The sequence below is a fragment of the Halococcus thailandensis JCM 13552 genome, from assembly GCF_000336715.1.
In the GTDB taxonomy this organism is placed as follows: domain Archaea; phylum Halobacteriota; class Halobacteria; order Halobacteriales; family Halococcaceae; genus Halococcus; species Halococcus thailandensis.
The window spans coordinates 1-10,596 of record NZ_AOMF01000161.1 but is presented as its reverse complement, the minus strand read 5'-3'; the positions used below and the strand labels follow the sequence as shown (position 1 = coordinate 10,596).

Below are 10,596 nucleotides of genomic sequence, written 5' to 3'. Positions count from 1 at the left end.
GTCGCTCGGAGCGAGGAATAGTCGAGAACAATCAGCGCCGCCGACGCTGACCGCACAGCACCGCAGAAGCCCTCACTCGCTCCCTCCGGAAGAGCTTCGCTCTTCCGTGCTCTCGTTCGCTTCGCTCACGAGAACTCCGGTCGCTCGTTCGCCCTTCGTCCACCAGGAATCCGCAACTGCACCGCGACCGCAGCCGCCCGCTGCCGCGGCTGGGTTCAGTCGCGCTGGCCGCCATCGCCGACGGCCGTGGCCGCCTGGCGCTGTTCGCGTTCGTCTTTTTCGGCGATGCGGTCAGCACAGGCGAAGCCCGCCCGGATCCCGCCGTTCAGGCTTCGTTCGGGGTACTGGGCGCGGCTCGCCATCCCGGCGTAGTAAACGCCGTCGGCGACCTCGCTGTCGAGGTCGTAGGGGATCACCATGTCGAGATAGCCGCGCTCGTAGACCGGCGCAGTCCGCGGGTTTCTGGCCGTCTCGATCCAGTTGACGCTGCTGCGATCGAAGTCGGGGAAGAGCTCTTCGATGCCAGAAAGCCACGTCGCCTCGACGGCGTCGTCGCTCATCCGCCAGAGTTTCTCTTCGGAATTCTGGACGTAGCTCACCGCGTAGAGCAGGTGTTCGCCGCCGTAGCGCGCCGCGGGCACGAAATTGGTGTGTTCGATGAGCGCGCCGAAGGGAGCCTCGTCGGCGATGTTGAGCCAGTAGGTGTCCATCAGCGATTCGGAGAGCGAGATCACCGAGCAGACCGTGCCCTGGAAGTCGATCTCGCAGGTGTAGCCCGTGAGATCCTCCAAAACGTTGGGCATCGCCGCGACGACGACCTCGTCGATCGCGTGGGTCTCGGTCTCGCCATCGCTCGCGACCGTGAGCGATTCGACCCCGCCGCCGGTCGTGTCGAGATCCGTGACACGCGTGCCGGTTTGGATGTTCTCACGGCCGACCGCGGCCACGAGAGCGTCGATCAGTCGGTGAAAGCCGCCGTCGAAGTAGCCCAGAATCTCCCCCCGAAGGAGGTCGCGCTCGCCGCGGAACTTGACGCGCCCGAGCAGCCACGCGGCGCTCACGTCGTCCTTGCGCGAACCGAACTTCGCTTCGAGCAGCGGTTCGAAGAAGTTCTCGTAGACGCCGCGCGTCGTGTGCTCCAGGACGAACTCCTTGATCGGGACGTCCTCGTAATCCTGGAGGTTCTCGTAGCTATCGAACTTCGGCACACCGCCGCGCACGTCGACGTCGAGCGTCAGCATCCCGAGACGGAACGTGTCGTAGAGGCTCAGATGCGGGTAGGCGAGGATCTGCCACGGCGTGTCCATCGGGTGGAGGGTGCCGTCGACGTAGTAGCCGTTCTCCCCGACACGCCATTCGAGCGCGTCGCCGAGATCCAGTTCCTCGGCGAGTTCGACGATCGTCTCCTCGGATTTCGAGAGGTGGTGATAGAACTTCTCGATGCGATCGCCGCGGGTCTCGTAGGTTGCCGCGAGCCCGCCCACGTCCTCGCTCGCCTCGAAGATCCTCACCTCGTGGCCCTCCTGTTGGAGGCGGTAGGCCGCCGCGAGCCCCGCGATACCGCCGCCGACGATGCCGATCATGGCACGGATTTCCGGCCGACGCGAATGTAGCTTGTGTTCGCCGGCGGCCCACAGCGTTAGGTGGATGGCCCGCGTCGTGCCCCCATGACCGTCGTTGCACTGCTCAGCGTCGCTCCCGTCATCGAGGACAGTATGGCCGGCGAGGTCGCCAAGGCCGTCGCCGCGCTCGACGAGTTCGACGTGGACTACGAGACGAACCCGATGGGAACGGTGATCGAAGCCGACGAGCCGGGCGAACTGTTCGCCGCTGCGCAGGCCGCCCACGAAGCCGTCGACGGCGACCGCGTGAGCACCGTCCTGAAGATCGACGACAAACGTACGAGCGACGATTCGGCCGACGACAAGGTCGACGCCGTCGAACGCGAACTCGGCCGGGAGGCACACGGCGACCGTGAATGACGAACCGACGAACGGTTCACCGACGCGCCGAACCACCGATATGGAGAGTCTCAATCGGATGGCGCTCGAACTCGTCGAGGAGGCGATCGACTTCACGGACGAGCTCGGCATCGAGGTACGGGAGCTCGACAACGAGGCCACGCTGCTCGATTTCGGCCATCGCGTGCCGGGCGGCATCGAGGCGGGCCTGCTGCTCGCCGAGATCCAGACCGCCGGGCTCGCGACCGTCCAGACACGCATGGACACGGTCGCGGACGCGCCGCTCCCCCACGTGGAGCTCACGACCGATCGCCCGGCGCTCGCGCTACTCTGTGCGCAGACGGCCGACTGGGAGCTCAGTGGACACGAGTACGAAGGGCTCGGCAGCGGTCCGGCGCGGGCGCTGGCCGCCGAAGCGGAGATCTTCTCCCGGGTGGGCTACGCCGACGAGTTCGACTTCGGCGTGCTCGCCGTCGAATCAGACGACCCACCCACCCCGGCGATCGCCGCCGAGATCGCCGAGCGGGCCGGTATCGAGCCGAGCTCGCTCTTCCTGGCGACGACGCCGACCGCGAGCCTCGCGGGCAGCCTCACCGTCGCCGCGCGGGCGGCCGAACTCGCGACCGTGCGACTGACCGATCTGGGCTACGACCCGCTCGACATCCGATCGGTGAGCGCGAGCGCGCCACTCGCCCCGGTGAGCGAGAGCGAGGCGAGCGCGATGGGTCGGACGAACGACGCACTCGCCTACGGTGGGCAGGTTCATCTGACCGTCACCGAGGAGTTCGACCGGTTCGACGAGCTACCGTCGACCGCGACCGACGAGTACGGAACACCCTTCGAGTCGATCTTCGAGGGCGTCGACTGGTCGGTCGCCGACCTACCTGCCGAGCTCTTCGCGCCGGCTCAGCTCACCGTCGACGTCGTGGGCGGATCGACGCACGTCCTCGGCGGAACGAACGACGAACTGCTCGCCGACTCGTTCGACCTGTGAAGTTCAAAGTCGCACCCGAACCCAGCGGGATGGATTTCCTGAGCGATGCCCAGGAGGCGCTCCCGCTGGTTCCCAGCAGTGAGAACGACTGCTGTGCGCGCCTGCTCGACCGGACGGAGCTCACCGCGCGCGACGACGCCCGCGAGTGGATCACGTTCCTCCGGGCGCTCGGTCTCGCCGAGGAGACGAGTTCGGGCTATCGGCGTCTGCGGCGCGATCCTGATCGCGAAGAGCTCGCGACGGCGTTTCGCGAGGGTGTCTTCGGTGTCGAAGCGCTGCTCGACGCGCTCGACGACGAACCGCTCGACGAGGACGAACTATTCGACCGATTTCGATCGCACGTGCCGAACTGGGAGCGGTATCGACGGCCGGACTGGGAGAGCCACTGGCGCGGGCGCGTCCGACGGCTGCTCGGCTGGGCGGTCGTGTTCGATCTCGCCGAGCGGGTCGGCGACGAACATCGTGCCGTCTGATTTTTGCTTCCGTAGCCCCTGGGTTCGGTAATGACAGCATCGGTCGACACTGTGTTGTTCGATATCGACGATACGCTCTGTGAGTACCGCCGCTCGGGCGACGAACTGCTCGCGCTCGCGTTCGAGGCGTGCGGGGTGGAGCCGTTCTTCACCGTCGAGGACTACTACGCCCGCTACGCGACGTTCGCCGACCGCACGGACACGATCACCGAGCTCCGCGAGGAGTGTTTCGCCGCCATCGCCGCCGACAACGACTACGATCCGGCGCTCGGATACGATCTCGCCGACGCCTACACCGACGAGCGCGACCACCACAACGTCCGCGCGCTCCCCGGCGCGCGCGAGGCGGTCGCGACCCTCTCGGACGATCACCGAGTCGGTGTGGTGACGAACGGCCCACCGGAGATGCAGTCGGACAAACTCGCCGCGCTCGGCCTCGACGACGCCTTCGAGACCGTGGTCCACGCGGGCTACGACGCGCCCGCCAAACCCGATCCCGAACCGTTCCATCGGGCGCTGTCCGCACTCGACGGCGAGCCGGCGTCGGCCGTCCACATCGGTAACTCGCTGTCCTCGGACGTCGCCGGCGCGCAGGCGGCCGGTCTCCAAAGCGTCTGGCTCGACGACGGCTCGACGCCCGATCCGGTGCCCGACCACACGCTGGCCTCGATGGAAGAACTCGCGAACCCGCCGTGGCGCGCCTGATCAGTTGGACGAAACGCTCGTCACGGTGCCCACACCTTTCGAGCGACCCTCGCGGAAGACGAACCGCTGGCCCTCTTCGACGAGATAGGGCCGGAACTTGAATTCAATTCGCGTGTGGCCGGTGTCGCCGGGCAGGAGCTGACCGCCCTCCGGATGGAAGGCGGCGGCCTCGCTCACCGTTTCGAGGTGGACGACCGGCTCGTAGCCGTCGTCGATCCTGGTGGGGTGGTTGAGCACCATCACGTCGGCCTCGAACTCCCGCACGGGAGCGGGGTCCGCATCGCGCGGCAGGAGGACCATCCCGCGTTCGAGATCCGCCTCCCGCACACCCTTCAGCGCGATCCCGACGATCCGGCCGGCCTTCGCGCGATCGACGCGGTGATAGTGCATCTCGATCGAGCGCGCTTCGACCTCGTGGAAGGTACCGTCGCGGAACGGACCGAGGAGGAGTTCGTCGCCCGCTTCGACGGTTCCCGACCGAATCGTGCCGGAGGCGACCGCACCGACGCCGGTCACTTTGTAGCTCCGATCGACGTACATCGAGAACTCGCCCTTCTCGGTGCCGGTCTTCGGCAGTCGCTCGAACAGTTCGTCGAGCGCGTCGAGTCCGTCCATCGTGACCGCGCTCGTGCGCAGAATGGGGACGACGGTGTCGCCGATCTCCTCGATGGCCGCGTCGACGCCGTGGCGGTCGATGCGCAACGGGCTCTTGCCCACGTCTCTGAGGAGGCGCTCGACCTCGCGCTCGACCTCGATGGCACGCTCCTCGTCGACCATATCCGCTTTGGTGATGGCGACGACCGTCGGCAACTCCGTCGCGAGCAACACGCCGAGATGTTCGCGCGTCGTCTTCGTCGGGCCGTCGTCGGCGGCCACCGTCAGCAGTCCGTAGTCGAGTTTCTGGCCGACCAGCCCTCGAATGGTGGTGCGCAGCCACGGCTCGTGACCGACGGTATCGACGAAGGAGACCAGTCTGTCGGCCTCTTCGACGACCTCCGCGCGGTCGGCCTTCCGGTTCGGGTTTCGCGTGCGCACCGGGTCGCCGTCGCGGAAGCCGTAGACGGCGTACGAGAGATCCGCCGAGAGCCCGCGCTCGATCTCGTGGGGCTGGACGTCGAGGAAGCTCCGTGTGTCGCCGTTGCCGTCGTCCGGCTGGCCCGTAACGAGCGAGCCGACCAGGGTGCTCTTGCCGTGATCGACGTGGCCGGCGGTGCCGACGACGATGTGGCCGTCGTCCTCCAACATCGCGCCCTCGGCGATCGTGGCGACGCCGACGAGCCCATCGTCGATCCCCCACGTATCGACCGCCTCGATGTGGGAGTCGGCCTCCTCGGCGAGCAGGGAGAGCACGTCCATCGACTCGGAGAACTCGTCGGGCGAGATGCCCGCGAGCCCGCCGTCGTCGGTGACGCCGACGACGTAGGTGGCCTCGCCGTCGCCCGAGAGCACCCGGTGACGCAGTTGCGCCGCGAGGCTCTCCAGCTTGCCGTCGGCGAGATGGAGGTCTTCGGTGAGCCGTTCTTTGAACTCGACGCTACCGCCCTCGCGCTCGCCCGCCGCGAGCGCCCGGTCGAGGACGGCCCGGTCAGCGACCATGCCTATCTGTGGCGTCCCGGGCGCAAAAAGATTCGTGCAGTGGAATCAGGTGGTACCTATCCACATATCGATGGGTGCGTAAGGGAATCTTATATACATAAATTCAAGAAAAAAAAAATAAAAGACACTGATATTGCAACTCGTATTTGGACTAATTAGCTACATCTCGTTATCATAGCCATCGGAAAATTTATAAAGAATATTGTGTGTGATGACAAGTGAGCCGACGCTAACAGAAACGAACAATAGAATGGTAGTAAGCGTTGAGTTGCTATTCATGCTCAAGAAGAGGCTGTATGTACTATGAACATATGACACCAACAGAACAACTACCAAGAGGATGAAACAAATCTTGATGAATGAGTGAGTGTCATCTGGGTCTCCTAAAACATAGTCGCTCTTCTGTAGTACTGCGGAACTGAGATCACGGAGGTTAGTGCATTCCGCCGATAGCAGTCGTACATGACCAATGAACGCGCTGCGCTCGGCGGAATGCTTGAGCAACTCGCTGACCTCGGCGTAATAGAGTTCCGGCCCGAGCCGCTCGACGCCATCGTCGAGCGGCGGCTCAAGATCATCTGGACCTCCCGAGCGTGCCCAGATTGTAACGCTGACACCCTCCACGCTCTCGACGGGTCAGCCCGTATCTGGTGTGGCCGCTGTGATTGGAAAACCACCTACACTCGCGGTNATTGTAACGCTGACACCCTCCACGCTCTCGACGGGTCAGCCCGTATCTGGTGTGGCCGCTGTGATTGGAAAACCACCTACACTCGCGGTACACCGTTCTACGACTCGAAACTCGCCCCCGGCGAGTTTCTCGTCGCCTTCGTCCTCTACGCCGATACCCTCCTTAGTATCAACCAGATCGCGCCACTGCTTGATCGTGCCTACAAAACCGTCTTCGAGGCGATCAACAACGTGGAAACCGCATTCGAGAGCGGTTTCCCAACCGTCTGGGAACGCATCGACCAGACGATTACTGGACCGACGCAGGTCGATGAAACCCAGCAGGTGTGCTCGGGGTTCAAAGGTCAGAACCCACCGCGGGACGGACTGTCCCGCGGCGGGTCTCCTGGACCCGGACGGGCGCGATGGACAGGAGAGCGGGGCGATGAGATGACGCTCGTCGCGGCGTGCCGCGACGTACTGCGGGTGATCTCGGCCGAAGAGGGGTCGAAATACGACGAGAATCTTGAGCCAGTGATCGAGGAAGCGAACGATCTCTCCCAGCCGCTGGGAGAGATCTGGACCGACGAACTCCCGGCGTATCAGCAGATGAGCCACGACCATCGAACCGTAGTTCACGACGATGAGTACGTCTCAGACGAAGGTGTCCACACGAATCAGGTTGAATGCCTCTGGTCATTAGTGCAGCCGTGGCTGGCGAAATTCCGCGGCCTGTCCAAGCAGGGCTTGGAGCAGGCCGCTCGCACCTTCGGATTCCTTCGCTCTCTGAACCTTGTTGGAGCACCGATCCACAGTCTCGTCGATTGTATCGCCGTCACCGTGTTCCGCTAATCTACATAAGAGCGANTTCGCTCTCTGAACCTTGTTGGAGCACCGATCCACAGTCTCGTCGATTGTATCGCCGTCACCGTGTTCCGCTAATCTACATAAGAGCGAACATAGTTGTATACGAATGATCCGCTGACAACTGAGATGAGAACTACGACTCCTCGATGATCGGGATGAAGGTGGAAGTACTGTGCTTGTGACAAAAACAACTGCAGGTAGTTTACAGCTGGCAAAAATATAAACAGATACGTGCCATCTTCCAGGGCTGCTTTTGCATCTCTGACAGACATCACCAGAATCGTTTATCAGTTATCGATATTATATATTCTGCACGATGTCTCTCTGGGCATAACCCTGACTTCGAAATGCATAGTGTATGCATCTCTCTGAATTTCCAGAATAGATTGTTCTAGCTTTCCACGATTGTTCCCTCCTTGTGCACGCACATCGATGAAATCGATTTCTATTTGATACGCGCTCAATGTGCCGTTCTTGGATAAAATCTCTTTTTTAATCTCGGGGATGTTACTTTTTCCTGACACAAATACACAGAATGGTTGATCTCTTATAAGTTCGTCATAGATGCTTATATACTCGCCACGACTTATGCTGCCATCGTTTTTGACCTTCTCAAATACTACCCTTAGATATCCTTGCTCATCGTAATAGCCAGAACTAGCCAGATTAGCCACAGCAGTAGCTTTGTCCCCGTATTCTCTTCGAAGAGATGCTTTTCTGTCTGTCATCTGACGGCTATCCGTATATGATGTGTCATCCACCCACTCTATCCGAAGATAGAGGCATCGTCGAAGAAGATCAACTTCCCGATCTGGAAGATAATCTTCGAAATAGCTTGTGGTGGATCGTATATCTTGGGTTGTCACTCCTTCGCTAACCAACAGTACATCCTCTATGAGTTGGCTGTCAACTAACCCTCCCTGCTGAGACCAAACTTGAGAGGATGCGCTAGATAGGATCTGTTCTTCTTTAGATTCTTCTATCGCATCCAAGTTCAAAAGAAGTATTTCTTGCCCCTCACTATTTTCAATGGCTATGGGGGGAGAATCTTGTCCTTCATATCCTATTTCTATCGGGAGGCCTTCTACATCAGTAGTACCTAAAAAATCATCTGCGATCTCTATTGCTGTGTCTCGAACACTATCAAGCACGATTAGTCCTGCTTCTCTTTCGACTCAATAAACTCCGCGACGGAGACGTAGTCTTTTTCTAGAAACACTTGAGATCCTTTGCCTACGCCCCCGAAATTGTCTATCGATATCTCGTTTCCCAAATTGGACTCAACGCGTTCTTGTGTTTCTTTGTCAACGATGTACCCCTCATCATCCACTGTTTTCCCGAATTTCTCAACAATCTTCTCCGCCGCGCTTGGACGAAACGTTATGTCTGGGTCCATGATTGTGGTGCAACGAGACCTTGGTCTCTTCTTAGTGTATCACACTGTATACGCCTTACTATAAAATTCCCCATGATAGTACCTCGCGATCAGTTGAACCAGACCGCATCAAACGCGTCAGCCTCCCGCGATATCGACGGCAAGCGGCGGCGCGTCGGTCCCGGGAATCATACCCGCTGTTGGTGGGACGGCGATTTCGGGCTTCTGGAGTTCACTCGGAGAGACGCTCGTAAGCCTCGTTGACGCGCTTGAATCGGCGTTCGGAGCCGTCCTCGGTGTCCGGATGGGTTTCCTTCACCTTCTCGCGATAGGCCCGCTTGATCGCCGACTCGTCGGCATCGGGGTCGAGCCCCAGTGTTCGGTAGGCGTCGCGCATCGACTGGCCGGTCGATCGTCGTGTGGCACGGCGCTGTCGTGTATCCCCGAACCGACCACCGCCACCGCCTCGCGGACCGGTCCAGTCCTCGCGCGGGCCCGCGCCGAACCCGCCGCGCTCGGTCGTCGTTCGCCGTCCGGCGCGGACGTTGCGTCGGGCGCGCTCACGGAGTCGTCCGCTCGCGTGATACCAGAGCGCGTAGGTCGTCGCACCGAAGGGGAGCGCGACGACGAGTGCCACCGGACTGTAGGCGAAGCCGAGCACGGCGAGCACGACTGTCAGCCCGGCGAACACCGACATGAGCGCGAGCACGAGCTGCGACCGGGGCACGGCGGTCATTGGGTGTCGAGCGGCCTAAACCCCTCGCCACAGCTTGAAGTTCCTGCACGGCGAACGGTCGCCATGAGCGTCTCCGAACTGTGTCAGATCTGCGAGAGCCGTCCGGCCGATCGTACCTGCGAGCGCTGCGGCCGAACGGTCTGTTCACAGCACTACGACGACTCGCACAGCCTCTGTCTGGACTGTTCGGACGGCTCCGGTTCCGATTCCGACGAACCGACGGATCCCGGCCGGGAGGATACGGGCGAGAACGTACGTTTCTGAGGATCAGTAACCCTCGACGGCAACGTCGTCAAATCGCTCGAAGTGAGCGGTGTTCCGAGTGATGATCGGCACCGAGAGCGAGCGGGCGACGCCGCCGACGAGGACGTCCGCCGCCAGCGCGGCGTCGTAATCGCCGGCCGAACGGAGTTTCGCTTCGATGACCGCCGCATGGTAAGCGTGGTCGACGTCGAACGCACGCACGTCGAACGCACCGAGATGATTACGGATCGCCGCCTGTGTCTCGTCGCGTGCAAGCACCTCTCCGACGGCGAGTTCCTGGAAGACGACCGTGGGAACGACCAGCGTTTCGTCCTCGTGAGCTGCGAGATACGACGCGACGCGCTCCTCGCCGCGAGCGTGATCGATCAGCAGTGTCGTATCAACGACTTTCATCACTGTCTGGACTCGCGATCACGTTCCCATCCGCGTCAAGCTCGAAACCGAGCTCTTCGAGCGTTTCGGCATGGCTCTCGGCAAGTCCAGATGCGTGATCGTCGTGGGACTCGGCGATGACGCGCTCGAATTCATCCGTATCCGCATCGCCGTATCGCCCGAATCCGTGCCGCCAGTCCGCGGTCGTCTCGTCGATGAGGCGCGCGAGGGTGTCGGTGAAGCTCTCGTCGTCGTGCTTCTCGGCGGCGAGGCGGTCGTAGATCTCCTCGGTGACGCCGATGGTCTTCGTCCCCATGGCTGTGTTTGTGTCCATGTACACAAATGTCTGTCGCTGGTCAAACGATAGAACTCGAATTGGTCAACGATACTCGTTCAATCGTCGTTTCAGTCGCTTCGCCGCTTCACCGGCCGCCCCGGCGAACGACTCGCCCTCACCGGCGAAGATGATGCCCCGTGAGGAGTTGACGAGCCCGACGCCGCTCGCGAGTCCGTGTTCGATGGCGGCCTCCGCGTCGCCGCCCTGTGCACCTATACCTGTCTCTTATACACATCTCTGATGGCGC

13 protein-coding genes and 1 pseudogene are annotated in these 10,596 nt (G+C 61.7%); 6 read left to right on the top strand and 8 right to left on the bottom strand.

Annotation, left to right across the window (positions count from 1 at the left end):
• Positions 1-215: 215 nt before the first annotated feature.
• Positions 216-1,583, bottom strand: coding sequence for an NAD(P)/FAD-dependent oxidoreductase (locus C451_RS12605; protein ID WP_007741123.1), 1,368 nt, complete (start codon positions 1,581-1,583; stop codon positions 216-218).
• Between the two features lie 84 nt (positions 1,584-1,667).
• Here C451_RS12605 and C451_RS12600 point away from each other — a divergent pair, with 84 nt between their 5' ends.
• The 4 genes from C451_RS12600 to C451_RS12585 are packed head-to-tail and all read left to right on the top strand — an operon-like array spanning position 1,668 to position 4,133.
• Positions 1,668-1,982 carry an MTH1187 family thiamine-binding protein gene (locus tag C451_RS12600; RefSeq protein ID WP_007741122.1) on the top strand — a complete coding sequence of 105 codons (315 nt, stop codon included), beginning with the start codon at positions 1,668-1,670 and terminating at the stop codon, positions 1,980-1,982.
• A gap of 40 nt (positions 1,983-2,022) precedes the next feature.
• Positions 2,023-2,955, top strand: a complete 933-nt coding sequence (gene mch / locus C451_RS12595; protein WP_007741121.1) for a methenyltetrahydromethanopterin cyclohydrolase — start codon at positions 2,023-2,025, stop codon at positions 2,953-2,955.
• Positions 2,952-3,428 (top strand): hypothetical protein, encoded by a 477-nt coding sequence (locus C451_RS12590; RefSeq protein WP_007741120.1) that lies wholly within the window; start codon positions 2,952-2,954, stop codon positions 3,426-3,428. Before mch ends, C451_RS12590 begins: the two co-directional genes overlap by 4 nt.
• 30 nt (positions 3,429-3,458) lie before the next feature.
• Positions 3,459-4,133 (top strand): HAD family hydrolase, encoded by a 675-nt coding sequence (locus tag C451_RS12585; protein WP_007741119.1) that lies wholly within the window; start codon positions 3,459-3,461, stop codon positions 4,131-4,133.
• Here C451_RS12585 and C451_RS12580 read toward each other — a convergent pair whose 3' ends face one another.
• Positions 4,134-5,729: a GTPBP1 family GTP-binding protein gene (locus tag C451_RS12580; protein WP_007741117.1), complete on the bottom strand. Its 1,596-nt coding sequence runs from the start codon at positions 5,727-5,729 to the stop codon at positions 4,134-4,136.
• A gap of 462 nt (positions 5,730-6,191) precedes the next feature.
• On the opposite strand from C451_RS12580, the gene C451_RS12575 reads away from it, so the two are divergent.
• Positions 6,192-7,250 carry an IS1595 family transposase gene (locus tag C451_RS12575; protein ID WP_007741115.1) on the top strand — a complete coding sequence of 353 codons (1,059 nt, stop codon included), beginning with the start codon at positions 6,192-6,194 and terminating at the stop codon, positions 7,248-7,250.
• 302 nt (positions 7,251-7,552) lie between these two features.
• Here C451_RS12575 and C451_RS22100 read toward each other — a convergent pair whose 3' ends face one another.
• The 3 genes from C451_RS22100 to C451_RS12565 all read right to left on the bottom strand — a co-directional run bounded on the left by C451_RS22100 (position 7,553) and on the right by C451_RS12565 (position 9,376).
• Positions 7,553-8,416: a hypothetical protein gene (locus C451_RS22100; protein WP_152420467.1), complete on the bottom strand. Its 864-nt coding sequence runs from the start codon at positions 8,414-8,416 to the stop codon at positions 7,553-7,555.
• Positions 8,417-8,418: 2 nt separating this feature from the next.
• Positions 8,419-8,661 carry a hypothetical protein gene (locus C451_RS12570; RefSeq protein ID WP_007741113.1) on the bottom strand — a complete coding sequence of 81 codons (243 nt, stop codon included), beginning with the start codon at positions 8,659-8,661 and terminating at the stop codon, positions 8,419-8,421.
• 211 nt (positions 8,662-8,872) lie between these two features.
• Positions 8,873-9,376, bottom strand: a complete 504-nt coding sequence (locus C451_RS12565) for a J domain-containing protein (RefSeq protein ID WP_007741111.1) — start codon at positions 9,374-9,376, stop codon at positions 8,873-8,875.
• 63 nt (positions 9,377-9,439) lie between these two features.
• On the opposite strand from C451_RS12565, the gene C451_RS12560 reads away from it, so the two are divergent.
• A complete protein-coding gene (locus C451_RS12560; RefSeq protein WP_007741106.1) occupies positions 9,440-9,640 on the top strand; it encodes a hypothetical protein in 201 nt (66 codons plus the stop codon).
• 3 nt (positions 9,641-9,643) lie between these two features.
• On the opposite strand, the gene C451_RS12555 is transcribed toward C451_RS12560, so the two are convergent.
• The 3 genes and pseudogenes from C451_RS12555 to C451_RS23820 all read right to left on the bottom strand — a co-directional run.
• Positions 9,644-10,033 (bottom strand): PIN domain-containing protein, encoded by a 390-nt coding sequence (locus C451_RS12555; protein WP_007741105.1) that lies wholly within the window; start codon positions 10,031-10,033, stop codon positions 9,644-9,646.
• A complete protein-coding gene (locus C451_RS12550) occupies positions 10,020-10,328 on the bottom strand; it encodes an antitoxin VapB family protein (RefSeq protein WP_007741098.1) in 309 nt (102 codons plus the stop codon). The genes C451_RS12555 and C451_RS12550 overlap by 14 nt, the downstream gene beginning before the upstream one ends.
• A 63-nt stretch (positions 10,329-10,391) precedes the next feature.
• Positions 10,392-10,568 (bottom strand): annotated as a pseudogene (locus C451_RS23820) (orotidine-5'-phosphate decarboxylase); the annotation flags it as partial.
• Positions 10,569-10,596: the final 28 nt, after the last annotated feature.